The organism is Shewanella sp. 10N.7 (assembly GCF_020806285.1).
In the GTDB taxonomy this organism is placed as follows: domain Bacteria; phylum Pseudomonadota; class Gammaproteobacteria; order Enterobacterales; family Shewanellaceae; genus Shewanella; species Shewanella electrodiphila.
In genome coordinates this window covers 1-25,045 of record NZ_JAJGZS010000039.1, presented here as the reverse complement: position 1 = coordinate 25,045, position 25,045 = coordinate 1, and the positions used below count along the sequence as shown (strand labels likewise).

At 42.1% G+C, this 25,045-nt stretch carries 18 protein-coding genes; 12 read left to right on the top strand and 6 right to left on the bottom strand.

Annotation, left to right across the window (positions count from 1 at the left end; translation table 11 throughout):
- Positions 1-7: 7 nt before the first annotated feature.
- The 5 genes from ispG (at position 8) to der (ending at position 5,983) form a co-directional block, all read left to right on the top strand.
- A complete protein-coding gene (gene ispG / locus LMH66_RS18990) occupies positions 8-1,123 on the top strand; it encodes a flavodoxin-dependent (E)-4-hydroxy-3-methylbut-2-enyl-diphosphate synthase (protein WP_102528862.1) in 1,116 nt (371 codons plus the stop codon).
- A gap of 160 nt (positions 1,124-1,283) precedes the next feature.
- Positions 1,284-2,558 carry a histidine--tRNA ligase gene (gene hisS, locus LMH66_RS18985; protein WP_102528861.1) on the top strand — a complete coding sequence of 425 codons (1,275 nt, stop codon included), beginning with the start codon at positions 1,284-1,286 and terminating at the stop codon, positions 2,556-2,558.
- A 49-nt stretch (positions 2,559-2,607) separates the two neighbouring features.
- Positions 2,608-3,228: a tetratricopeptide repeat protein gene (locus LMH66_RS18980; RefSeq protein ID WP_229372305.1), complete on the top strand. Its 621-nt coding sequence runs from the start codon at positions 2,608-2,610 to the stop codon at positions 3,226-3,228.
- 12 nt (positions 3,229-3,240) lie between these two features.
- Complete coding sequence (gene bamB, locus LMH66_RS18975) at positions 3,241-4,428, top strand: outer membrane protein assembly factor BamB (RefSeq protein ID WP_102528859.1); 1,188 nt, start codon at positions 3,241-3,243, stop codon at positions 4,426-4,428.
- Between the two features lie 79 nt (positions 4,429-4,507).
- Positions 4,508-5,983, top strand: coding sequence for a ribosome biogenesis GTPase Der (gene der, locus LMH66_RS18970; protein WP_229372303.1), 1,476 nt, complete (start codon positions 4,508-4,510; stop codon positions 5,981-5,983).
- Between the two features lie 127 nt (positions 5,984-6,110).
- On the opposite strand, the gene LMH66_RS18965 is transcribed toward der, so the two are convergent.
- The 4 genes from LMH66_RS18965 to LMH66_RS18950 all read right to left on the bottom strand — a co-directional run bounded on the left by LMH66_RS18965 (position 6,111) and on the right by LMH66_RS18950 (position 10,048).
- A complete protein-coding gene (locus tag LMH66_RS18965; protein WP_229372301.1) occupies positions 6,111-7,493 on the bottom strand; it encodes a DUF3300 domain-containing protein in 1,383 nt (460 codons plus the stop codon).
- A gap of 151 nt (positions 7,494-7,644) precedes the next feature.
- Positions 7,645-8,970, bottom strand: a complete 1,326-nt coding sequence (locus tag LMH66_RS18960; protein WP_229372324.1) for an ATP-binding protein — start codon at positions 8,968-8,970, stop codon at positions 7,645-7,647.
- A gap of 98 nt (positions 8,971-9,068) precedes the next feature.
- Entirely contained in the window at positions 9,069-9,749 is a 681-nt protein-coding gene (locus LMH66_RS18955) for a response regulator transcription factor (protein WP_102528851.1), read from the bottom strand.
- A 2-nt stretch (positions 9,750-9,751) separates the two neighbouring features.
- Positions 9,752-10,048: a PepSY domain-containing protein gene (locus tag LMH66_RS18950; RefSeq protein WP_229372299.1), complete on the bottom strand. Its 297-nt coding sequence runs from the start codon at positions 10,046-10,048 to the stop codon at positions 9,752-9,754.
- Positions 10,049-10,552: 504 nt separating this feature from the next.
- Between LMH66_RS18950 and LMH66_RS18945 the strand changes: the two genes are divergently transcribed.
- Positions 10,553-11,611 carry a choice-of-anchor H family protein gene (locus LMH66_RS18945; RefSeq protein WP_229372297.1) on the top strand — a complete coding sequence of 353 codons (1,059 nt, stop codon included), beginning with the start codon at positions 10,553-10,555 and terminating at the stop codon, positions 11,609-11,611.
- A 130-nt stretch (positions 11,612-11,741) separates the two neighbouring features.
- Here the strand turns inward: LMH66_RS18945 and xseA are convergent, their stop codons facing one another.
- Entirely contained in the window at positions 11,742-13,070 is a 1,329-nt protein-coding gene (xseA, locus tag LMH66_RS18940) for an exodeoxyribonuclease VII large subunit (protein ID WP_229372295.1), read from the bottom strand.
- Positions 13,071-13,191: 121 nt separating this feature from the next.
- On the opposite strand from xseA, the gene guaB reads away from it, so the two are divergent.
- The 3 genes from guaB (at position 13,192) to tadA (ending at position 17,152) form a co-directional block, all read left to right on the top strand.
- Entirely contained in the window at positions 13,192-14,664 is a 1,473-nt protein-coding gene (guaB, locus tag LMH66_RS18935; protein WP_102528849.1) for an IMP dehydrogenase, read from the top strand.
- Positions 14,665-14,766: 102 nt separating this feature from the next.
- Positions 14,767-16,344 (top strand): glutamine-hydrolyzing GMP synthase, encoded by a 1,578-nt coding sequence (guaA, locus tag LMH66_RS18930; protein ID WP_102528848.1) that lies wholly within the window; start codon positions 14,767-14,769, stop codon positions 16,342-16,344.
- A 202-nt stretch (positions 16,345-16,546) separates the two neighbouring features.
- Positions 16,547-17,152, top strand: coding sequence for a tRNA adenosine(34) deaminase TadA (tadA, locus tag LMH66_RS18925; protein WP_267869223.1), 606 nt, complete (start codon positions 16,547-16,549; stop codon positions 17,150-17,152).
- Positions 17,153-17,320: 168 nt separating this feature from the next.
- Here tadA and mltF read toward each other — a convergent pair whose 3' ends face one another.
- The gene (mltF, locus tag LMH66_RS18920; RefSeq protein WP_420709442.1) at positions 17,321-18,775 is read right to left on the bottom strand and encodes a membrane-bound lytic murein transglycosylase MltF; all 1,455 of its coding nucleotides are present in this window, start codon (positions 18,773-18,775) and stop codon (positions 17,321-17,323) included.
- Positions 18,776-19,201: 426 nt separating this feature from the next.
- On the opposite strand from mltF, the gene purL reads away from it, so the two are divergent.
- The 3 genes from purL to LMH66_RS18905 all read left to right on the top strand — a co-directional run bounded on the left by purL (position 19,202) and on the right by LMH66_RS18905 (position 24,563).
- Positions 19,202-23,083, top strand: coding sequence for a phosphoribosylformylglycinamidine synthase (gene purL / locus LMH66_RS18915; RefSeq protein ID WP_229372319.1), 3,882 nt, complete (start codon positions 19,202-19,204; stop codon positions 23,081-23,083).
- Positions 23,084-23,457: 374 nt separating this feature from the next.
- A complete protein-coding gene (locus tag LMH66_RS18910; protein WP_229372291.1) occupies positions 23,458-24,078 on the top strand; it encodes an HD-GYP domain-containing protein in 621 nt (206 codons plus the stop codon).
- A gap of 53 nt (positions 24,079-24,131) precedes the next feature.
- The gene (locus LMH66_RS18905) at positions 24,132-24,563 is read left to right on the top strand and encodes a CBS domain-containing protein (RefSeq protein WP_229372289.1); all 432 of its coding nucleotides are present in this window, start codon (positions 24,132-24,134) and stop codon (positions 24,561-24,563) included.
- The last annotated feature ends 482 nt before the right edge of the window (positions 24,564-25,045 follow it).

Below are 25,045 nucleotides of genomic sequence, written 5' to 3'. Positions count from 1 at the left end.
ACAGATTATGTATAACGAATCTCCTATTATTCGCCGCCCTTCAAGCCGTATTTATGTTGGCGATGTTCCTATCGGTGATGGTGCGCCTATCGCAGTTCAGTCGATGACGAACACCAAAACGACTGACGTTGAAGCGACTGTGGCACAAATTCGTGCACTTGAAAAAGTAGGTGCAGACATTGTTCGTGTCTCAGTTCCTACAATGGATGCAGCTGAAGCATTTAAGTTGATTAAACAAAGTGTCAATGTTCCGCTTGTTGCAGACATTCACTTTGATTACCGAATCGCACTTAAAGTGGCTGAATATGGGGTTGATTGTTTACGTATTAACCCTGGCAATATCGGTAATGAAGAACGCATTCGTAACGTTGTGGAATGTGCGCGTGATAAAAACATTCCAATTCGGATAGGGGTAAACGGTGGTTCATTAGAAAAAGATCTAATGGATAAATACCATGAGCCGACACCTGAAGCTTTACTTGAATCAGCAATGCGCCATGTGGATATTTTAGACCGTCTTAATTTTGACCAGTTTAAAGTCAGCGTAAAAGCCTCTGATGTGTTTTTAGCGGTTGAGTCATATCGTTTACTGGCCAAACAAATCAAGCAACCATTGCATTTAGGCATAACCGAAGCGGGCGGAGCGCGTGCGGGTTCGGTTAAATCTGCAGTTGGTTTAGGCATGTTACTGGCTGAAGGTATTGGTGATACTTTACGTATTTCGTTAGCAGCGGATCCTGTTGAAGAAATTAAAGTGGGCTTTGATATCTTAAAGTCGCTACGAATCAGAAGCCGTGGTATTAACTTCATTGCGTGTCCATCATGTTCTCGTCAAGAGTTTGATGTGATCAATACTGTTAATGCACTTGAGATGCGCCTTGAAGACATTACCACAGCAATGGATGTTTCTATCATTGGCTGTGTGGTAAATGGCCCTGGTGAAGCATTAGTTTCAGATATTGGTTTAACCGGTAGCCATGGTAAAAGTGGTTATTATGATGACGGGAAACGTCAAAAAGAGCGCTTTGATAACAATGATTTAGTGGATTCGTTAGAAGCTAAGATTCGTGCGAAAGCAGCGATAATGCAAAACAGAATCGATATTAAAGACGCAACAGAATAAGTTTGTTTTAGACAACAATTACACCTTACCAGCGATGGTAGGTGTTTTTTTGTGTAAGGCATGTAGATTAATTTAAGTCCTCGGTCATCGATTTTAAATCGAACAAAACGATTTTATTTTGAACACGATACGACGGCGAGTTAACACAAGTAGGCAAAACGTGGCTAAACAGATCCAAGCAATTCGCGGAATGAATGACATTCTGCCAACGCAAAGCCCATTATGGCAAAAAGTAGAATCGGTTATCCGTTCTACTGTGAGCGCATACGGCTATAGCGAAATTCGTACTCCGATTGTTGAATCAACCGATCTTTTCAAACGTTCAATTGGTGAAGTGACCGATATCGTTGAAAAAGAAATGTACACCTTTGCAGATCGTAACGAAGACAGCTTAACCTTACGTCCAGAAGGTACCGCTTCTACCGTACGTGCTGGTAATGAGCATGGCTTACTTTATAACCAAGAGCAGCGTTTATGGTACATGGGCCCTATGTTCCGCCATGAACGTCCTCAAAAAGGTCGTTACCGTCAATTCCACCAGTTTGGTGTTGAAGTGTACGGCATTCCAAGTGCAGATATTGACGCTGAAGTATTAATGCTTTCAGCGCGTCTTTGGGAATCATTTGGGATTACTGAACACGTTAAGTTAGAGCTAAATACGTTAGGCGATCCAGCTGAGCGCGCTGCTTACCGTGATGCATTAATTGCGTTTCTTGAGCAACATAAAGAGCAGCTTGACGAAGATTCACAGCGCCGTATGTACTCAAACCCACTGCGCGTTTTAGATTCTAAATCTCCACAAGTTCAAGCTTTGTTAGCCGATGCGCCAGCATTGATGGAGTACTTAGGTGAAGAGTCGAAAACACATTTTTCAACCTTATGTGAACTCTTAGACGCTGTTGGAATCCAATACACAGTTAATCCTCGCCTTGTTCGTGGATTAGATTACTATAACCGCACTGTTTTCGAGTGGGTGACGGATAGCTTAGGCTCTCAAGGCACTGTTTTAGCAGGTGGTCGTTATGATGGACTCGTCGGCCAATTAGGCGGTAAAGATACGCCAGCAGTTGGTTTTGCAATGGGTCTTGAACGTATTGTATTACTGCTAGAAACCCTTGAACTAAACAAAGATGTTGCCCCAGTTGTTGACGTTTATGTCACAGCAATGGGTGAAAACTGTTTAGTTGAAGCAATTAAAATTGCACAAGAGTTGCGTCAAAGCCTGCCACAGCTTAAAGTCATGAGTCATTGTGGTGGCGGTAACTTTAAAAAGCAGATGAAGCGTGCTGATAAAAGTGGTGCTGAGTATGCATTAATCATTGGTGAGAACGAAATTGAGAACCAACAGGTTGCAGTTAAGCCATTGAGAAATAAGAACGAACAACTTTTGGTTGCCCGAGATGATTTGGCGACCACGATTAAATCATTATTTTAATATTAGCTGATAGCTAATAAACAGAACTGAATAGAAAGGGGAAGTGCGCGTGGATATTTATAGCACAGAAGAACAACAAGTAGATGCTATTAAGCAGTTCTGGAAAGATTACGGCAGCTCAATCATTGTAGGTGCGGTAGTAGGTCTAGGTGGATTATACGGTTGGAATTACTATTCTGACGTAAAAATTGAAAATGCTGAAGCAGCGTCTGAAGCATTCCAAAGCATTACTGCTAATAGTACAGACAGCACAGCTGTGATGGCTGCAGTAAGCGACTTTGGTCAGCAACATGATCAACAAGGTTATCAAGCATTGCTTGAACTAATGTCTGCTAAAGCGGCTGTTGAAGCTGGTGAGCTAGATAAAGCTGAAGCAGCCTTCACTAAAATTATTGCAGCTAACCCAGGTGCTTCACTAGCATCTTTAGCAACGATACGTTTATCACGTATTCAAGCTGAGCAAGGTAACTTAGGCACTGCATTAGCAACTTTAGAACAAGTGAATGATGAAGCGTTCAATGCGCAACGTGACGAGTTAAAAGGCGACTTCTTAGTGCGTCAAGGCGACATGGATAAAGCAAGATCTGCTTATCAAGCAGCGGTAGATAATGGCGGCACGTTATCAAGCCCTGCTCTACAAATGAAGCTAGACAATTTAAACAAGGCATAAGGAATTAGCCGAATGAAGTCTTTATGCAAAACCTTGCTAGCTGCGGGCTTAAGTGTCGCTATGCTATCTGCTTGTTCTTCAAGCGATAATGAAGAAGAAGTTGTAACAGAACTAACTGAAATCCAAGCAACAGTATTTCCTGAGGTAAATTGGGAAGTCAGCGTAGGCAATGGTGTGGGTGATTACTACTCACAACTTAAACCTGCTGTTTTTTATGGTCACGTCTATGTGGCTGATCGTAACGGTACTGTTATCGCGTACGATCAAGAAACTGGCAAGGTCGCTTGGCGTAAAGATTTAGCGTCAGAATTTAAAGATACTGCGCTAGCTAATACCAGACAAGCCCGTATTGCTGCAGGCGTAACCGTTGGCCGTAATAAAGTCTTTATTGGTGGCGAGTCAGGATTGCTTGTAGCGCTTGATGCTAAAACCGGTGAAACGGCTTGGCATGCTATTGCAAGCGGCGAATTATTATCATTGCCAACAGTGTCTGAAGATTCAGTCGCTGTGCATACCAGTGATGGTAACTTTGAGTCATTTTCAATTGAAGATGGCAGCAAGTTATGGACTCATGAAATGCAACTACCAAACCTAACCCTTCGCGGTACAGGTTCAGCGGCATATGACTCAGGTGGTTTCTTCTTAGGGACTGCTGATGGTAAAATATCAGTTATTGTTAAAAATAACGGTCAAGTGGCTTGGGAACAAGCTGTGTTTACTCCAACTGGCGGTAACGAGTTTACTCGTATGGCTGATGTGGATATGACACCGTTAATTTTGGGCGATAATTTATACGCGGTAAGTTACAATGGTAACTTGGTGTCAATGGAGCTTAGAACGGGTCGTGTTGTTTGGACACGTAAGTACTCAAGCTTTAATGAACTCGCCGCAGCAGGGGTTGGACTTTATGTCGTTGATGACCATAGTCGTATTTACTCAGTAGATAGACGAAATGGTTTAGAACTTTGGAGTAATACTACGTTAACAAACCGTGGTTTAACTTCTCCTGCAGTTATTGGTTCTTATATTGTTGTAGGTGACTTTGAAGGTTATCTGCACTTTATCGATCGCAGCACTGGCGAAGTCGCTGGTCGAGTTGAGGTTGATAGTGATGGTTTATTCTCGCAGCCGGTAGTGGCTGGAGACAAAGTTTATGTGCAAGGTCGCAGCGGGAAGCTAGCTACTGTAATCCTGCCATAAATTAACCAGTAAACCTTATTAGAGCCCCTGGAAGTGTGTTCCGGGGGCTTTTTATTTAAAAGTTTTTAGAGGCAAAATCATGATCCCTGTAGTGGCCCTGGTGGGGCGACCTAATGTTGGTAAGTCAACTTTATTCAACCGTCTTACTCGCACAAGAGATGCGCTTGTCGCCGATTTTCCTGGTTTAACACGTGACCGTAAATATGGTCGTGCGTTTTTATCTGGTTACGAATTTATTGTGGTTGATACTGGTGGTATCGATGGCACTGAAGAAGGGATCGAAACCAAAATGGCTGAACAGTCGCTTGCTGCGATTGAAGAAGCTGATGTCGTATTATTCTTAACTGATGCGCGCGCAGGTCTTACTTCTGCTGACTTAGCGATTTCAGAACATTTACGTAGCCGTGATAAAACCACCTTTGTTGTTGCCAACAAAGTTGATGGTATTGACGCTGATTCAGCTTGCGCTGAGTTTTGGTCGCTTGGTTTAGGTGAAGTTTATCAAATGGCAGCTGCGCAAGGCCGCGGCGTGACCAATATGATTGAATATTCACTGGCTCCTTATGCTGAAGCGATGGGTATTACTCGTCAAGATGCTGATGAAGACGGTGAAGAAGTTCGTGAATACACCGAAGAAGAAGCCGAAGCGGAGCAAGAGCGTCTACAAAACTTACCGATTAAACTTGCGATTATTGGCAAGCCTAACGTGGGTAAATCAACGCTGACTAACCGTATTTTAGGTGAAGAACGTGTTGTGGTTTACGATGCACCGGGTACAACTCGTGACAGCATTTACATTCCAATGGAACGTGAAGGTCGTGAGTATGTGTTGATCGATACAGCTGGTGTTCGTCGCCGTGCAAAAGTACATGAAGTTATCGAGAAGTTCTCGGTGATTAAAACGTTGAAAGCGGTTGAAGATTCTAACGTAGTATTGCTAGTGATTGATGCGCAAGATGGTATCTCTGAGCAAGATTTAGGCTTATTAGGTTTTGCATTGAATGCGGGCCGCGCAATCGTCATTGCTGTGAATAAATGGGATGGCCTTGACCAGTCATTTAAAGAAAGTGTTAAGAGTGAATTAGATCGCCGTTTAGGCTTTATTGATTTCGCCCGTATTCACTTTATTTCAGCATTACACGGAACTGGTGTTGGTCACTTGTACGAATCTATTGAAGAAGCGTATGACAGTGCGACACGTCGTGTGAGTACGTCAATGCTGACGCGTATTATGCAAATGTCACAAGATGATCATCAGCCACCATTAGTACATGGTCGCCGTGTTAAGCTTAAATATGCCCATGCTGGTGGTTACAATCCGCCAATCGTTGTCGTGCACGGTAACCAGGTGAGTAAGTTACCTGACTCATACAAACGCTACATGATGAACTATTTCCGTCGTTCATTAAAAGTGGTTGGTACCCCAATTCAGATCCGCTTCCAAGAAGGTGCGAATCCGTTCGAAGGTAAAACCGAAAAGCTGACTATTAGCCAAGAGCGTCGTCGCAAACGTGCTATGAGCCACATTAATACTCGTAAAAAGTCACAGTCTTAATTAAAAAGGTCGTTGACACTAAAAGTGCGATGACTTTTGACTGATTAAAAAAGCCTGAATTTAAAAAATTCAGGCTTTTTTGTTTTTAGCAGATGTTAGTTAAAAACAACTGTGGCGGTATGACACCTTATCTGGCTTTCTGTTTAGGTGCAGATGAACGAGTTGATGACTTATGCTGCGTTGTTCTATTGCTCACATTTCTAGTACTCACATTTCTGTTAGTCATATTTCTATTATTCATATTTCTATTACTGCTGCTCTTATTTGTAGATGTATGCTGTCTAGATGAGTACTGCTTTGACGACACATGATTTTGCGTTGTCCTCGCTTTAGACGAGCTATTGCTAGCGCGTTGACTATATTGTCGACTCTGATTGTTGTGATTATTCGCTTTGCTAATGGCTTTGTTATTCGCATAGTGATTCGTCGACTTATTCTTTTGAACGTTATGATTAACCTTGTGGTTTGATTTACTGTAAGTGCTTTTGTTATTTACAGCATGACGTTTATTGTCTTTTAACGCTTTGTTGACTCGATTGTGCTGCGAATGCTTTGTGTTTGCAGGCATATGCGAAGGCTTGTTCACTGAGCTATGCACTATTTTTGTCTTGTTATAGCGTTTTTTATCGTATCGATGGCTGACTTTAGGCGCTTTATAAGCGACACCTCGGCGATGCGCGGGTTTATGCTTCCATCGTTGTGAACCACTGCTATAAGCAATTTTATGTGGTTTGCGGTAATAACGCGTATTACGATGATTAACCACTACGACACGGTGATGTGACCAATGCACAGCACCAAAGAAGTAGTTAAAGTTTATGTAAACACTTGGCCCCCAATATATTGGACGGTGTGGGCGATAATAAGCGTATGCTGGATAATGCCAGTAAACAGGCGGGTATGCATGCCAGCGCCAGTGACCGTAAACCACTCTTGGGTCGTACACTGGAACATAAATGACTTCAGGCTTGGCAGGCTCAATAATGATCTGTTTCTCGACACGGGTAACTGTCATGTTATCCATATCATTAAAGCTATCTGCTTCGTCAGCTTGCTGCCTAAGCGCCTGAACACTGGCAAGCACAATAGCTTCATCTTGCAAGAAAGCTTCACCGAGCTCTTGAGTCCAATCTAAATCTTCATTGAGTTTTTCAAGTACGGTAGGAAAAGCGACAAGGGCAGTGACACTGGGATCCCAATCTTGCTGTTCAGCCTGCTGCATTTTTTGACTGCTACTTAAACTGCTATTTTGTTGCTCCCAACGACGGGCCTGAACGATTTCAAGCGGATACGTTGCTGCAATTAAAATGTGCGTCAATAAGCTGTCTGGGTAAAGTGCAATAGGCGCAAGCATTTGCGCTAACTGCGCTTCAGAAAGCTGAGACTGCTCAAATTGAGCGTCGTTATTGCCATTGGAATGGCTATCAACAGCTAACGCTGCTGGTGACAGTAAGCACAGGCTCATGAGCCCAGCTTTTAATAGTTTATTGGGGATAGATAATAATGTCATTTTATCTCCATGTACCAAACATCGGTACTTTACGAATGTTAGGGATAGAATAACTAAGTGAAAATGAACACAAGATGAAAGTGTATTAGATAGGGCTAACTAAATGAGATAATCTTTTAGTCGCTATTTAGCCAATTAAATGGATGAAGACTTAATGGCGAAAGGTGACTGTAAATTTTGCGCCGCCATACTGCTCTGATTGAGCAACTGTTAACTCACCTTGGTAGCTATTAACCAAGTCTTGAACGATGGCTAGACCAATGCCATGTCCTTGATTGTAGGTGTCAGCGCGAATACCACGCTCAAAAATATTTTGGCGCTGCACTTCAGTTAAGCCATTACCATCATCTTCAATGATAAAACTTAAGCTGGAGTCAGTTTTTGTTACCGATAAACAAACCTGCGTTTTAGCCGCCTTACAAGCATTATCGAGCAGATTACCCAGCAGTTCATGTAAATCCGCTTCTTCGCCTTTAAATACCAGTTTAGCAGGGGCTTGATAGTCGATATCAATGTGTGACTGTTGATATATCTTAGCTAAGGTTCTAATTAATTTGCTGGCTACATCATCAATGCTAACCCCTAAATGCCATGCTTGATTGGCACTGGATTTAGCCTTGTTGAGCTGATAACTAATGATGTTATTAATATTATTTGCTTGCTCTTTAGAGTCAGGACTTAAGTCCGTTTGGCTTTGCAGCACGGCTAATGGCGTTTTTAAACTATGAGCTAAGTCGGCTAACGCATTTCGGTAGCGCTGGCGCTGAAGTTGCTCTGTGTTTAGCAATACATTGAGTTGTTTTGCGACAGCATTTAACTCGTTGGGGTAATGTTGATTTAATCGTGTTTGTTGGCCTTGCTCTACTAATGCTAGCTCTTTCGTGAACTGGTTTAATGGCTTTAATGTCCAGAATAACCAAATAGCCTGAACCAAAGCCAATACAATCATGAGCACGATAAGCCAAGTCCAGAGAGTGGTGCTGAACTCACTCACTTGCTGTTGATAGTCAGCGTCATCTTTAACAATATGTACTGTGATTGACAGGGGGGGTTCATTGGTTTCAAAGCTAACACTAAAGCTATACACAACATGGTTATTGTTGCTGTTACCAGCTAAGTCATCAAAACGAACTTGGGTGAGCTGGCCTTGGCCCATTGGAGGTGCTGGCAGTAATAATGCTGTTGATTGATTCGTGGGTAAATCTAAGCCTAGAAAAGATTCTGAGTGCCAAACCAGTTTATCTTCTGAAGATATAAGGGCATACAAGCCAGAGCCAATCACATTAAATTGGTTTTCTAATAGATAATTGGGCATGACGACGTGTTCATCTTTGACTTCAGCGACAGCTAACACTGAATAAACATAAGCGCGTAACTGGTTATTAATCGATTGGGTAATTTGATGTTGGAAAGCACCATTAACTGTGATGCCAATTAGCGGGAGTAATACCAAAATCAACAACAGACCGCTGAGCATTAATCTGATTTTTAATGAATTAATCCCGCCAATAAAATTTGACCTTGCTTGCTTGTTAAGCCATTGGGTTTTGAATGTGCTCAGCCAATTCATGACGACTAGCCTGCAGCTAATTGTCGCAGGCGATACCCTTGACCGCGCAAGGTTTCTATCAGTTTATATTCACCGTCAGGATCGAGCTTTTTGCGCAGACGGCGGATAAACACTTCAATGACATTTGAGTCTAAGTCGAAGTCTTGATCATAGATATGTTCAATCAAGGTGGGTTTAGAAATGACTTCGCCTTGATGCAGCATGAAGTATTCAAATAATTTAAACTCTGAACTACTGAGAATAATGGGGTTTTGTAAATGCATTAGCTCAAGGGTGCGAGTATTGAGGCTAAATGGTCCGTTAGTCACTGTCGGGCTAGCTTTTCCCACTGAACGGCGTATCAATGCATTTAAACGGGCAACAAGCTCTTCAGGTTGAAACGGCTTAGTAAGGTAATCGTCAGCGCCAGAGTCTAGCCCAAGTACCTTGTCTTGCCAGCCGTCTCTAGCGGTTAAAATAAGGATTGGGTAATCAATTTGCTTTTGACGAAGTTGCGTAATTAGGCTCAAACCATCAATTTTAGGTAAGCCGACATCGATAATCGCGGCGTCATATTGATACTCTGTTGCTTGAAATAAGCCATCTTCACCGTCAGATGATATATCGACGCTGTAATTAGCGGCTTGTAAATGCTCAGTAAGGTTTCTCTGTAAGCCTAAATCATCTTCTACTAACAATATTCTCATGGCTAATTCCTTGAAATTGAACCGGTACGCGCATTAACGGTGGCATAAAACACCATGCCATTATTAGAGAGTAATTTAATTCGGTAGCCCGTTGAATTACCCACTTTTGTCGATTGCACTGATAGCACTTTTGCAGAGTATTGTCGTTTGGCGATTTGCGCCGCTTGTGAAGAACTCTTCACTGCTAAAGATTGGGATTTACCTGAACCGCCTTTGGCTTTGTTATTAAACCCAGGGTGACCAATATTTACTGAAGAGCTGATTGAAATAGCACTGCTGAGATTAGTAATAACTGACATAGGCGCAGCCTGAACCGACCCCATTGTTATTGAAAACAATAGAAACGATAGCAGGGAAATGCATAATCTCTTGTTTAATTTGCTCATTATCAGCGTCCACATCAATATTTATCTTTAAAATCAGTTATCAGTGTAAAAGATCCCTTTCAATATAGAAACATCTGCATCGATGAATATCAATTGCTTTGGTATTCGCTCAAAGTATGGATTGGTTTATATGAATAGAAGATGAATAGCTTGCAGTGGCGCAGCTGCTGGTTATTTATGTCAGTCATTTTTTATCTGAGTCATTTTTATCTGAGTCATTTTTATCTGAGTCATTTTTATCTAAGTCACTTTTTATCTGCGACATTGTTTATCTAAGTCAATTTCATGTCAGTCATTTTTCGTGTTCAGCTTGCATTCATTTTGATTCCTTTTAAATAACAACTCATCAATAACAAGCTTTGAGTGATTAAGTGCAATTTACTCTTGCGGTTAAATCTGAATGAGAGGGAATACAAAATGGATATTAAATTGATAACGCAAAACCGTTTCAGTCAGGTGATTAGTGTTTTTACTAAAGTGAGTTGCGCATTAATGCTAACGCTTGCGCCGACTGCGTACGCTGACGAATATGAGCAAGACATGATTGTTGTCAGTGAGGGGAGGCAAGTTAGTGGTGCTGCCTCTTTAAGTGATCCAGCAGGTAAAGCATCATTATCACCTGAGCAAAAACAAACCTTGCTGCAATTGATTGCGGATGAGAAAGCCAAACGCAAATCTGATGCGGCGCAAGGAAAACCATTACCAAAGCGTGCAACGCGCGAGCACATTACAAGTTTACGCCAAGCTGGGCAGTTATCTGTCAATGCATTACACAGTGTCAACCAAGCGCCTCAAGCACTTTCCAAATTAGAAACTTCAGTAAATGAAGTTACAACAGATGCAGCAACAACTCATGCAGCAACAACCAATACAGTAACAACAAATAACAGCATTGAAAGTCAGTCATCCAATAGCAAATTATTAACTAATCACGTATCGCAGCAGTCTATTATTGGTTATCGCGATTTTGATATTTATGAGGCTTATAGCCGTCTATTTGATGATTTTGATGAAGATGGTTTTTATCAAACTTTTAGCGTGACCTTTGATGCAGATGTCTATGGTTTTACCCAAGGTGAGCCTGCTAATGTTTATGCTGAGCTGTATTTAAGCCGAAATGGTGGTCCATGGGAGCATTATTACTCTACCGAAGTGTTTACCATTTATGGTGATGCCACCGATGATGATTATGAAGTGCTGACAACCTTAGCGCAGGGATACAAAACTGATTATTACGATGTCCTTATCGATTTATATGAGTTTGGCTATGAAGATATTGTCGCGACATTAAGTGCAGATGAGTCTGATGGTTTATATGCCTTACCACTAGAAAGTAGTGACAGAGATGAAGTGTACGAAGAAGAATATATTGAAGTCGTTGAAACTGAGGTCATCGTTAGCGGTGGTAGCTTGGCTTGGAGTGGATTATTGATGTTGCTACTTCTAGCAATGAGACGTTCAAACTTGAATGCTTAAGTTGCAGTCTCTCTAATGATGAACCTTGTGATTATGAAAACAAAATCCCGCTAATGCGGGATTTTTCTGGTTGTTGATAAGGTGTGTTGATATTAACGCCAGTTGCCAGTTAGCACTTGCCAATTACCACCTATGACACAACTGACTTTACTTCACCTTGATTAAGTTGAGTTGTCAGTATTTCGCCCGTTTTCACTTGCTTCGCATCTTGTAAGATATTGCCTTTACCGTCTCGGGTAATACTGTAACCACGGCTTAATGTGGCCAATGGGCTAACGGTTTCTAACTGATGTGCGCTGTAACTGACTTGTTGATTGGCGTTAGTTAATCTTGTTTTCATGGCATCGTTAAGTCGATTACTTAAATAGCTCACTTTGTTTTGTTCTAACGTTAACTTATGAGCTGGGGATTGCTGCTGAAGTTGGCCTTTCAAGCGTTGTTGTTTTAACGCTGCGTTAGATAATTTGTATTGCATGGCCGACTCAAGTTTTAGCTGCATTTCATCAAAGCGTTGCTCAAGTTGTTGTAGTTGCCTTTTAGGATCTTCACGTTGCAGCTGGTGGCTTAACTCAGTCAGTAGTGTGCTTTGATGCAATAAGTAATGACGCATAGCCTGGCGTAATCTTGAAAACGTCAGGTTGAGCTTTTGCGTCTTATTGCCTTTATCGTCCGATAATAACTCGGCACCCGCTGATGGCGTTGGCGCTCGTACATCCGCGACATAATCACTGATGGTAGTATCAATTTCATGACCCACAGCGCTAACAACGGGTAGGGCACTGTTATAAATCGCATGGGCTAAGTCTTCATCATTAAAACACCATAAGTCTTCTAATGAGCCGCCGCCACGGGTAAGCAGTATCACATCGACTTCTAAGCGTTTATTAGCTGTAGTGATAGCACTGATGATTTGCTTGCTGGCACTGGTTCCCTGAACTTGTGTAGGGTAAATCACCACTTCGATTGACGGGTCGCGCGTCGATAGTACTTTGACCACATCTCTTACGGCAGCGCCAGTGGCTGAGGTGATAACACCTATTCGTTGAATATTTTGCGGTAATGGGCGCTTAGTTTCTGTTGCAAACAAGCCTTCAGCGGCTAATTTCAGTTTAAGTGCTTCATATTGCTGTGCGAGTAATCCATCACCTGCAGGTAACATTGATTCCAAGAGTAATTGATAATCACCGCGAGGCTCGTAAACACTGATAGAGCCTTTAACTAATACTTGTTGGCCATTAACAGGTTTAAAAGGCACTGATTGATTACGGCCTTTGAACATTGCACAGCGAATTTGCGAGCGGCTATCTTTTAAGGTCATATACCAATGACCTGAATTTGGGGAAACAAAGTTCGAGATTTCGGCCTCAAGCCACACCTTTCCTAGCTCTCCTTCAAGCAGCTGGCGGACTTCACCGTTTAATCGGGAAACGGTGTAAACATTATTTTTCGAGCTTTTCATCAAATTCAACCGACCAATAGTATTTTTTCACTATTTTCCATTTACCAACCTAAATATGCAAGGTATAATCCCGCCGCAATATTTACCCTTTCTAAACCCTACACTTTCTGGGAGATGTTGCATGTTAAGATTAAGAAATGACGCACTAACATTTGATGATGTACTACTAGTGCCTGCTCACTCAACCGTCCTCCCAAATACCGCTGTTCTGAAAACTCGTCTGACTAAAAAAATTGAATTAAACACACCAATTGTGTCTGCAGCTATGGATACCGTAACTGAAGCTCGCTTAGCGATCGCGATGGCGCAAGAAGGTGGTCTAGGTTTTATTCATAAAAACATGACGATCGAACAACAAGCTGAAGAAGTTCGCAAAGTTAAAATCTATGAAGCTGGTATCGTACAGCAGCCTGTTACAGTGACGCCAAGCACCACGCTAGCTGAACTTAAGCAACTGACTGAACGTAACGGTTTTGCTGGTTACCCAGTGATTAACGATGCGAAAGAGCTTGTGGGTATTATCACTGGCCGTGATGTTCGTTTTATTACTGACTGGAGCCGTACCGTTGAGCAAGTCATGACGCCGAAAGATCGTCTTGTTACTGTGCTTGAAGGGACTAAGCTAGACGAAGTTCAAACCCTAATGCATTCACATCGTGTTGAAAAAGTATTAGTAGTTGATGCTAACTTTAAGCTTAAAGGCCTTATCACTGTTAAAGATTTCCAAAAAGCAGAACGTAAACCTAATGCATGTAAAGACGAATTAGGTCGTTTACGTGTTGGTGCTGCTGTTGGCGCTGGTGCAGGCAACGAAGAACGCGTTGAAGCATTAGTTAAAGCAGGTGTTGACGTATTGCTGATTGATTCTTCACACGGTCACTCTGAAGGGGTATTGCAACGTATTCGCGATACTCGCGCAGCTTTCCCTGATTTACAAATTGTTGGCGGTAACGTAGCAACAGCTGAAGGTGCATTAGCCTTAGTTGATGCAGGTGTTGATGCCGTTAAAGTGGGTATTGGCCCAGGTTCAATTTGTACTACTCGTATCGTTACCGGTGTTGGTGTACCGCAAATTACTGCTGTATCAGATGCCGCAGCTGCGATTAAGCATTTAGATATCCCTGTTATTGCAGATGGTGGTATTCGTTTCTCTGGTGATTTAGCTAAAGCATTAGCTGCGGGTGCATCATGCATCATGGCCGGTTCAATGTTTGCTGGTACTGAAGAAGCGCCAGGTGAAACTGAACTTTATAACGGCCGCGCTTATAAGTCATACCGTGGTATGGGTTCTTTAGGTGCGATGACGCAAACACAAGGTTCATCTGACCGTTACTTCCAAAGCGATAACGCCGCTGACAAATTAGTACCAGAGGGTATTGAAGGTCGCGTAGCTTATAAAGGTAAATTAAAAGAAATTATTCACCAACATATGGGCGGTTTACGTTCATGTATGGGTCTTACTGGTTGTGCAACCATTCAAGAGTTAAACGAAAAAGCAGAATTTGTAAAAATCACTTCTGCTGGTATGGGCGAGTCTCATGTCCATGACGTGACAATCAGTAAAGAAGCGCCGAACTATCGCAGCGGTTCTTAATACATTAAAGGCGGCAATGTGATTGTCGCCTTTTTTCAATCTTAAAATTCATTGAGATTGAAAGTACACCTACTATAAGTAAAACCAGATATAAGGTATCCCATGAGCAACATTCATGAGCATAAAATCCTGATCCTCGACTTTGGATCGCAATACACGCAGTTAATCGCCCGCCGTATTCGTGAAATCGGTGTTTATTGTGAGCTTTGGGCTTGGGATGTATCTGAAGAGCAAATCAAAGGATTTGCTCCAAATGGCATCATCTTAGCCGGTGGCCCTGAAAGTGTTACAGCCGAAAACTCGCCTCGTGCTTCTGAATATGTCTTTAATGCAGGCGTGCCTGTTTTAGGTATTTGTTACGGCATGCAAACCATGTCTGAGCAATTAGGCGGTAAAGTTATTCAAGGTGTGGGTGAAGGTGAGTTTGGTTACGCACAAGTTGAACTGCAAACTGAATCAGCGTTATTCAAAAGCATTGAAGATGCCATTAGCGAAACAGGCAAGCCATTACTAGACGTATGGATGAGTCACGGCGACAAAGTATCAGAAATTCCTGAAGGTTTCGTAACTGTTGCTAAAACAGAAACGTGTCCTTTCGCTGCAATGGCTAATGAAGACAAGAAATTCTACGGTGTGCAATTTCACCCAGAAGTCACGCACACTCGCCAGGGCAAGCGTATGCTTGAGCACTTCGCCCTCGATATTTGTGGTTGTGATGCTAACTGGAAGCCATCTTCAATCATTGAAGATGCTATCGAAAAACTTAAAAAACAAATCGGTGATGACGAAGTTATCTTAGGCTTATCAGGTGGTGTTGATTCATCTGTTGTGGCTATGCTGCTTCACCGCGCAATTGGTGACAAACTAACTTGTGTATTCGTTGATAACGGTTTATTGCGTTTAAACGAAGCAGAGCAAGTGATGGATATGTTTGGCGATCATTTTGGACTGAACATTGTTCACGTTGATGCAGAAAACCGTTTCTTAGATGCGATGGCTGGCGAAGCAGATCCAGAAGCTAAACGTAAAATCATTGGTCATGTTTTTGTTGATATCTTCGATGAAGAATCAAAGAAATGTGTTAATGCCAAATGGTTAGCACAAGGCACTATTTATCCAGATGTCATTGAATCTGCTGGCAGTGCAACAGGTAAAGCCCATGTGATTAAATCTCACCATAACGTAGGCGGATTGCCTGATGATATGGAAATGGGATTAGTTGAGCCATTACGTGAGTTATTTAAAGATGAAGTACGTAAAATTGGTTTAGAGCTAGGTCTGCCATACGACATGCTTTACCGTCATCCATTCCCTGGACCGGGTTTAGGTGTACGTGTACTGGGTGAAGTGAAAAAAGAATACTGTGACTTACTGCGTTTAGCTGATGCTATCTTCATTGAAGAGCTGCATAAAGCCGACCTTTATAACAAAGTCAGCCAAGCATTTACGGTTTTCTTACCAGTACGTTCAGTTGGCGTAATGGGTGATGGTCGTAAATACGATTGGGTTGTATCCTTGCGCGCTGTTGAAACCATTGATTTCATGACTGCACATTGGGCACACTTACCTTATGACTTCTTAGGTCGTGTATCTAACCGCATTATTAACGAAATCGATGGTATTTCGCGTGTGGTTTATGATATTTCAGGTAAGCCACCTGCCACCATTGAATGGGAATAAGCTCCATTCGTTTTCCAATCAGTTTTGATTAAAGACATAAAAGGCGCTTAGGCGCCTTTTTTATTGGGATAAATTTATTGTTGTTTGTCGTATAATCAGCTGAAGTCAGGCTAAGTCACACACTGTACACCTGAACGTTTAAACATATGCAATCAGCTAAACATCGCGAAATATAAATCATCGGTATACCTAAGAGACACTAATGACGTTAGAAAACAAAGCCCGTATCAGCCAAAAACAGCAAGCGAGTCAGGTCAAGCCTTTAACACCTGAGGAGCTAGCAGTGCGTGCTCCTCAAGATGAAAAGTGGATGCGTATGGCAATAGCGTTGGCGAGTGAAGCAGAAGCACTGGGTGAAGTGCCTGTTGGCGCAGTTTTAGTTAAAGATGATAAGTTAATTGCGTCAGGGTTTAATTTAAGCATTACAGAACACGACCCCAGTGCCCATGCTGAAATGCAGTGTATTCGCGCGGCAGGTAAAATATTACACAATTACCGCATGCTAGGTGCGACCTTGTATGTCACTTTAGAGCCTTGTCCAATGTGCGCAGGTGCAATGATCCACAGCCGCATTGAACGGGTGGTGTTTGGCGCAAAAGATTTAAAAACAGGGGCGGCGGGAAGTGTGATTAATCTATTACAAGACTCGCACTTCAATCACCAGTTAACGGTAGATTCTGGCATTTTAGCTGAAGAATGTGCGAGTCAATTGAGTCAGTTTTTTAAACGTCGACGTGATGAGAAAAAAGCACTGAAAAAGCTGCTAAAGCAACAATCAGACTTGTTGCTGCAAAAAGGCAAAGAATAACTTTTGACGGTTTAACATTCTGCGTTGTTTCAATTTAATGCTGCTACGGCGACGGGCATTATTATTCATATTGGGTCTTCTCATTGTGCACCTATATTGACTGTATGGTTAAATGTGTCACTGCATGTATGACTGCACGGTTTATGATAAACCGTTTCGATGACGAATTTATTGCGCAGCTGATTTAATGAGTTCTTCAGGGTTATCAATATCATCAGTCTGCGAACCTGTTTCTTCCGCTAACGCTTCCGTTTGTTCTAACTCTAACTCCAGTTGTTTGGTCTGATTATCTACCCAAACCAGGGTGTCATAATAACGGCGAATATTATCCACGTAATGCACAGCTTCACTGCCTCTAGCATAGCCATAGCGTGTGTGCTGATAATACTTACGTTGCTGTAATAAGGGTAAGACTTGTTTTACATCGCGCCATGCGCTGGGATCTTTTCCCATACCTTGGGTAATTTTACGGGCATCCTCAACATGACCTAAACCCACGTTATAGGAGGCAAGGGCAAACCAAATTCGCTGACTATCAGGAATGGACGCTGGCAATCGGTCAATCATCTTTTGCAGGTAAATCGCACCACCACGAATACTTTGCTCGGCATCAAGACGGTTATCCACCCCAACAGAGCTGGCAGTGGGCTTAGTTAACATCATCATACCGCGAACACCAGTAGGCGAGCGTGCTTTAGGGTTCCAATGTGATTCTTGATAGCCCGCTGCGGCCAGTTTTCGCCAATCTAAATTACCGGCATGTTTTTCGAATAAAGCTTGATACTCAGGCAGCACATTATCAATTGCACGAATAAACGCGCGAGTATCCACATAGTCAAAGCGCTTAACGTGGCCAAAGTACTTTTCGTTCAAGTGCTCTAGGGTGCCGTTACGTTTTTGATTATGCCAAAACGACAGTAAAGCGCTCATTAATCGGTCGCTATCAAGCGGCGGTAGTAACCACACCACTTCAGTTTTTTCATCAAGCACAATACCTTCACGTAGTTCAGGTAAATAGCGTTGATTGATTAGCAAGCTGTTGGAGTCGGCGATGGTATATAACACCTCACCTGAAGCCACCATAGAAAACAGTTCTTCGTTATCTTTATCATCGACCTGCTGCCAGCTTAAATTAGGGTTGGTTTGCTGCAGCTTTATCACGGTATCAACGGCAGCTGATTCAGAAATGACAATGACATCACCTTGAAGCTTATTAAAGTCTCGCGGTTTTAGGTTGCCAGATTTGTAAATAAGAACTTGGTTAACTTCATAAAGGGTAGGACCAAGTAAAAACTGTTCACGTCGATTTTTGGTCGTCGTAATAGCAGCAGCAACGATATCGATTTGTTTCAGACGTAATGCTTCAAATAATTGCTGACGATTATGGTAGGGGATCATTTCTAACGGCACATCGAGATAGTCGGCAAACTTTGCCGCCATTTCATAATCAAAACCACTTTCACCTTGATCTGAGTTGAGATAGGTTTGCGAGCCGTAGAGTGTTCCTACCTTAAGAACGGTACGTTGAGGTGTTTCTTCAATGAACTCTGTTGCTTTCATATTCGCTTGATGACAAGCGCTGAGCAGCAAAGTAATTGAAATGATTGCGACGATCTTTAACAGTTTGGTCATGTCCCTCTATGGATGAAGCATGTTAGTGATGGCGAGAAATCTCAGTGAGTGTGGGCTTGTTGGCCGTTTATCCACTAATTGAAAGCCATAACGCCTCTAATGCGAGCTTCAAAGTACGATTTAAAAACAATATCTAATAAATATACTTTAGCAGTAGTTTTGTATTTCACCTAGCCCGATGAGAATCAGTGTTAAATTATACGGTTGAATTTATTAGTAAAATCGAATTTAAAAAAATTAAATACGATTGAAATGTTATTGAAATATATCGTGGGTAGATTGTGGTTTTGTTTTGATTGTTTTCGTTAACGGGAAACACTGTTCTAGCAAGCCTTCTTAGGTGATTTATAAAGTGTGATTCCCTATAATAGCGCCAATTCTTACCCTGCCAATATAATCATAAGGTGAATTGACGTGATTGAGATCATTCGCGGAGCCCCAGCACTTTCAGCTTTTAGAATCCAAAAGCTTATGGAGGCCTGTGAAACTGCAGCCCTTCCTGTTGAGCAAATCTACGCTGAGTATGTCCATTTAGCTGATATCAGTGAAAAGCTTGACGATAAAGAATATCAACAGCTTGAAACGATTTTAACCTACGGACCTGCCATTGAATCTCATGCTCCAGAAGGTTCATTATTTTTTATCACTCCTCGTCCGGGCACCATTTCTCCTTGGTCATCAAAAGCAACTGACATTGCCAAAAACTGTGGTTTAAGCAAAGTAAAACGTCTAGAACGTGGCGTTGCTTATTACGTTGCAGGCGCGTCATTGACCGCTGAGCAATTAGAGCAAGTAAAAGGCTTAATCCACGACCGTATGGTTGAAGTGATTTTACCTGAGTTTGCCGCTGCATCAGTACTGTTTGAGCGCACTGAGCCATTACCCTTCAAGAGCATCAACATTCTTGCAGAAGGTCGCCGCGCGTTAGAAGTTGCAAACACTCAACTTGGTCTTGCACTTGCAGAAGATGAAATTGATTACTTAGTGGATAATTTTGTTCGCTTAAACCGTAATCCAAACGATATTGAGCTAATGATGTTTGCCCAAGCAAACTCAGAGCATTGTCGTCATAAAATCTTCAATGCTGACTGGACTATTGATGGTCAAGTACAGCCTAAATCATTATTTAAAATGATTAAGAACACCTTTGAAGTGACTCCAGACAATGTGTTGTCGGCCTATAAAGATAACGCTGCAGTTATGAACGGTAGTGTTGCAGGTCGTTTCTTCCCAGATCAAGACGGTGTGTATAACTACCACACTGAGCCTATGCACATCTTGATGAAGGTGGAAACTCATAACCATCCTACAGCGATTAGCCCATACCCAGGTGCGGCAACGGGTTCTGGCGGTGAAATCCGTGATGAAGGTGCAACAGGCCGTGGCTCAAAACCTAAAGCGGGTTTAACAGGTTTCAGTGTTTCTAACCTTAAAATTCCAGGGTTTGTACAACCATGGGAAGGCGATTACGGCAAACCTAGCCGTATTGTTACGCCACTAGAAATCATGACTGAAGGGCCATTAGGCGGCGCAGCATTTAACAATGAGTTTGGTCGTCCTGCGTTAGTGGGTTACTTCCGTACCTACGAGCAAGAAGTATCAAGCCATAACGGCGTTGAAGTCCGTGGTTACCATAAGCCAATTATGCTTGCTGGTGGTTTAGGTAACATCCGTGAAGACCATGTTCAAAAAGGCGAAATTACCGTAGGCGCTAAGCTTATCGTTCTAGGTGGCCCTGCAATGAACATTGGATTAGGCGGCGGCGCTGCTTCATCAATGGCATCAGGACAATCTAGCGAAGATTTAGATTTTGCATCAGTACAACGTGAAAACCCAGAAATGGAACGTCGTTGTCAGGAAGTGATCGATCGCTGCTGGCAGATGGGTGACGACAACCCAATTCAATTTATTCACGATGTGGGCGCAGGTGGATTATCAAATGCCTTCCCTGAGCTTGTGAATGATGCAGACCGAGGCGCACTATTTAACTTACGTAACGTGCCTTCAGATGAACCTGGCATGAGCCCACTTGAGATTTGGTGTAATGAATCACAAGAGCGCTATGTTATGTCTGTCGCGCCAGAGAATTTAGAAACCTTCAGAAAAATTTGTGAGCGTGAACGCGCGCCGTTTTCTGTTGTGGGTGATGCAACCGAAGAGCAGCACCTAACGCTTGAAGATAGCCATTTTGACAACAAGCCAATTGATTTACCGCTTGAAGTACTTTTAGGTAAAGCACCTAAAATGAGCCGTGATGTGGTTTCAGCAAAAGCTGAATCACCAGCGCTTAATCAAGCAGATATAGATGTTAAAGATGCAGTATCACGCATTTTACATTTACCAACCGTTGCCGATAAGTCATTCCTTATCACCATTGGTGACCGCTCAGTTACAGGTTTAGTTAACCGTGATCAAATGGTTGGCCCTTGGCAGGTACCGGTTGCAGATTGCGCAGTGACTGCATCAAGCTTTGATAGCTACGCCGGTGAAGCAATGTCTATCGGTGAGCGTACGCCGCTGGCACTGCTTGATTTTGGCGCATCGGCGCGTATGGCTGTAGCAGAATCAATTTTGAACATTGCTGGTACTGACATCGGTTCATTCAAAGACATTAAGTTATCAGCTAACTGGATGTCTGCAGCAGGTCACCCAGGTGAAGATGCTGGTCTTTATGAGGCAGTAAAAGCAGTCGGTGAAGAGCTTTGTCCTGAGCTTGAGTTAACTATCCCAGTGGGTAAAGACTCAATGTCTATGAAGACAGCTTGGAATGACGAAGGTCAAGACAAAACTGTAACTTCACCAATGTCATTGGTTATCACTGCATTCGGCGTGGTAAAAGACATTCGCCATACTGTGACACCAGAACTTCGCACCAACAAAGGTGAGACTGAGCTGTTATTAGTTGATTTAGCGAAAGGTCAAAACCGTTTAGGTGGTTCTTGTTTAGCGCAAGTATTCAGCCAACTTGGTGATGTAGCACCAGATCTTGATGATGCAGCAAGCTTACGTGGCTTCTTTGAAGTGATTCAGCCATTAGTGGCTGATCAAAAAGTGATTGCTTACCATGACCGCAGTGACGGTGGTTTATTCACCACACTTGTTGAAATGGCATTTGCGGGTAACACAGGTCTGAACATTGACCTTAGCGCTTTAAAAGGTAACGACTTAGAGCGTTTATTTAATGAAGAGCTAGGTGCAGTTATTCAGGTATCTAAAGCTGAAAGCGCAGATATCAAAGCACAATTCAACGCTGCTGGTGTTGATTGTCATAGCGTTGCCACTTTAACATCTGACGACCAGATTACCGTTGTTGATGGTGAGCGTGCAGTATTCAGTGACTCTCGTGTTGCACTTCGTACTATGTGGTCAGAAACCACTTACCGTATGCAAGCAATGCGTGATAACCCTGAGTGTGCTAAAGAAGAATTTGAACTTAAGCAGCAAGCTAAAGACCCAGGTCTTACGGTTGAATTAGGTTTTAACCCAAGTGAAGACGTTGCCGCGCCGTTCATCTTAAAAGGCGCAGCGCCTAAGATGGCGATTATTCGTGAGCAAGGTGTTAACTCTCACGTTGAAATGGCTGCAGCATTTGATCGCGCAGGTTTCGAAAGCCGCGATGTTCATATGTCAGACATTCTATCTGGTCGCATTAGTCTTGAAGAATTCCAAGGTCTAGTGGCTTGTGGTGGTTTCTCTTATGGTGATGTTTTAGGTGCTGGTGAAGGTTGGGCTAAATCAATCTTATTTAACGACCGTGCTCGCAGTGAGTTCTCACGTTTCTTTGAGCGTGATGCCACATTAGCATTGGGCGTATGTAATGGTTGTCAGATGTTATCTAACCTGAAAGAAATCATTCCAGGTAGCGAGCATTGGCCACACTTTGTTCGTAACCGTTCAGAGCGTTTCGAAGCACGTGCAAGCTTAGTTGAAGTGCAAAAGAGTCCTTCAATCTTCTTCGAAGGAATGGAAGGTTCACGCATGCCAATCGCCGTATCACACGGTGAAGGTCGCGCTGAGTTTAAGTCTGTCGAAGCCTTAGCAGCTGCTGAAGCATCAGGTACAGTGGCACTGCGTTATGTTGACGGTAATGGTCAAATCGCAACGCAATACCCACAAAACCCAAATGGTTCGCCAAATGCAATTACTGCACTAACGACAACAGATGGTCGAGTAACAATCATGATGCCGCATCCTGAGCGTGTATTCAGAACCGTTGCTAACTCATGGCACCCAGACGAGTGGGCTGAAGACAGCCCATGGATGCGTATGTTCCGTAACGCACGCGTTAAGTTAGGTTAATTTGTACTTTTACAACCTCAACTGAGTTAATTGAGGTTACATAACAGCAAAAGGCGACCGAACGGTCGCCTTTTTTATTGATTTGAGTTTGTATGGTAGATGTTGCTAACTTATTTTTGGACAAAAACGCGTTACGAAGTTCTGAAAGATTTCTTATTTCAGATAACCTCAGCTATGACAAAGTGCGAGTATCACCTACAAACAAGTGGCCAGTTTAGGTAATCCTCTGCACCTCTGGTTGATGTTGAGTGATGCTTCGCAGTTCATAAGGCAAGGTAAAGGTCACCATGTAATACAATAGTCTAGCTTGCTTTTGTTGAGCCTATATGTTTAGCTTTTTGGTGGGAACCCTCGCAATCTAACGATGGTGAATAATGGACAAACGGACTTTATATCAACTAATTAATACTTTGAGCGCTGCAATAGAAGCTAGAGATTTGTATACATCAGTTCACCAGAATAAAGTTTCAAATATTGCTCGAATAATAGCCCAAGAACTCCAGTTATCGAAAGAAAAGATAGAAAATATTAGGCTTGCAGGTATGTTACATGACATCGGTAAGTTAGGGATCCCCACATCAATACTTTCTAAAGCAGGCAGGCTAAGAAAAGAGGAGTTTGATTTGATAAAGCAGCACTCTTTAATTGGTGAAGAAATCCTAAAACATATAGACTTTTCTTTCCCTCTTTCAACTATTGTCCGGCAACACCATGAAAGAATAAATGGCTCTGGTTACCCTGATGGTCTAAAAGGAAATGACATATTATTAGAAGCTAGAATTATTGCAGTAGCGGATGTTTTTGACTCAATGACTTCATCAAGAGCATATAGGGGAGCGTTAGGCATGTCTGCTGCTATGGATGAACTCAATAAAGGTAGTGGTATTTTATATGATTCGGAAGTTGTAGATGCCTGTTATAAACTTTATAAAAACAATAAAATTAACGATTTGAATTCCAATGCCATATGGGGAGGTCACAGGTTGGTGAAGTGATGTATGGTGTATGATTTTGTTATAAATTTTCAACTTAAAACATAGGTGATTTTATGTCTTTAAAAAAATTAATGACAACTGATATAGTAAAAATAGATATTGATGGAACTTTAAAGGATGTAAGAGATACATTTGAACTAGTTACTTTTCACCACCTACTAGTTGTGGATAATGAAAAATTAGTAGGTGTTATATCAGATAGAGACTACTTTAAGTCAACCTCCCCAAAGATAGGGACACCTGTTGAAACAAATAAGGATTCAGCCACGTTAAATATAAAAATACATAGAATAATGAACAGAAGATTGGTTACAATTAAAGAAACAGATACTATATTTTCTGCTGTATGTTTATTCCATAAAACAAAGAAATCATGTTTGCCTGTTGTTGATGAATACTTTAGACCAATAGGGATTATTAGTTGGAAGGATATAATTGACCTGCTAGCAATCAATATGATTGAAAAACGTGCAAACTCTAGTTAACTGAGTATTAATTCAATATTGTGGTGGTATCGATAATTTGAGCATTCTATTGAATGTTATATTAGATTATTGAGGGTAAATACAAACTGCTAAGCTTCGGGATATATCCATTTCAAACTCGTTTGGTGCAGAAACGAGTTACCCATTTATGTCTTGTACTTCATCTATATTGGCTCAATTACTTAAAACCATTACTTCAATCTAATCCATTGCCTGCCGCAGGCTATCGTGCAGATACAACTGTGACACGCAGCATTCTTTATATAAATCAAAAAGTCCCTGAAAGCTCGGCCATGACGTCTATGTCATGTACGGTCACAGCCGCGCTTACACCGGAATTTTCATTTCTTCGATTTAACTTTATTCGTGGCAATTAAAAGATAAAAAATACAAATCTAAAAGGCACCGTTTGAATTGAGGTCGTTGAAGAAAATAGCGTGAGCCTGACAGGACGTCAGGCTAGCTTTCGCGGTGCAGGGATG

Bases quoted from the DNA above. Each gene is read 5' to 3' on its own strand.
- LMH66_RS18910 (WP_229372291.1), top strand. From the start codon at position 23,458: ATGGACAAACGGACTTTATATCAACTAATTAATACTTTGAGCGCTGCA.
- LMH66_RS18955 (WP_102528851.1), bottom strand. From the start codon at position 9,749: ATGAGAATATTGTTAGTAGAAGATGATTTAGGCTTACAGAGAAACCTT.
- LMH66_RS18965 (WP_229372301.1), bottom strand. From the start codon at position 7,493: ATGACATTATTATCTATCCCCAATAAACTATTAAAAGCTGGGCTCATG.
- LMH66_RS18950 (WP_229372299.1), bottom strand. From the start codon at position 10,048: ATGTCAGTTATTACTAATCTCAGCAGTGCTATTTCAATCAGCTCTTCA.
- der (WP_229372303.1), top strand. From the start codon at position 4,508: ATGATCCCTGTAGTGGCCCTGGTGGGGCGACCTAATGTTGGTAAGTCA.
- LMH66_RS18945 (WP_229372297.1), top strand. From the start codon at position 10,553: ATGGATATTAAATTGATAACGCAAAACCGTTTCAGTCAGGTGATTAGT.
- LMH66_RS18905 (WP_229372289.1), top strand. From the start codon at position 24,132: ATGTCTTTAAAAAAATTAATGACAACTGATATAGTAAAAATAGATATT.
- LMH66_RS18960 (WP_229372324.1), bottom strand. From the start codon at position 8,970: ATGCTCAGCGGTCTGTTGTTGATTTTGGTATTACTCCCGCTAATTGGC.
- bamB (WP_102528859.1), top strand. From the start codon at position 3,241: ATGAAGTCTTTATGCAAAACCTTGCTAGCTGCGGGCTTAAGTGTCGCT.
- guaB (WP_102528849.1), top strand. From the start codon at position 13,192: ATGTTAAGATTAAGAAATGACGCACTAACATTTGATGATGTACTACTA.
- guaA (WP_102528848.1), top strand. From the start codon at position 14,767: ATGAGCAACATTCATGAGCATAAAATCCTGATCCTCGACTTTGGATCG.
- xseA (WP_229372295.1), bottom strand. From the start codon at position 13,070: ATGAAAAGCTCGAAAAATAATGTTTACACCGTTTCCCGATTAAACGGT.
- tadA (WP_267869223.1), top strand. From the start codon at position 16,547: ATGACGTTAGAAAACAAAGCCCGTATCAGCCAAAAACAGCAAGCGAGT.
- ispG (WP_102528862.1), top strand. From the start codon at position 8: ATGTATAACGAATCTCCTATTATTCGCCGCCCTTCAAGCCGTATTTAT.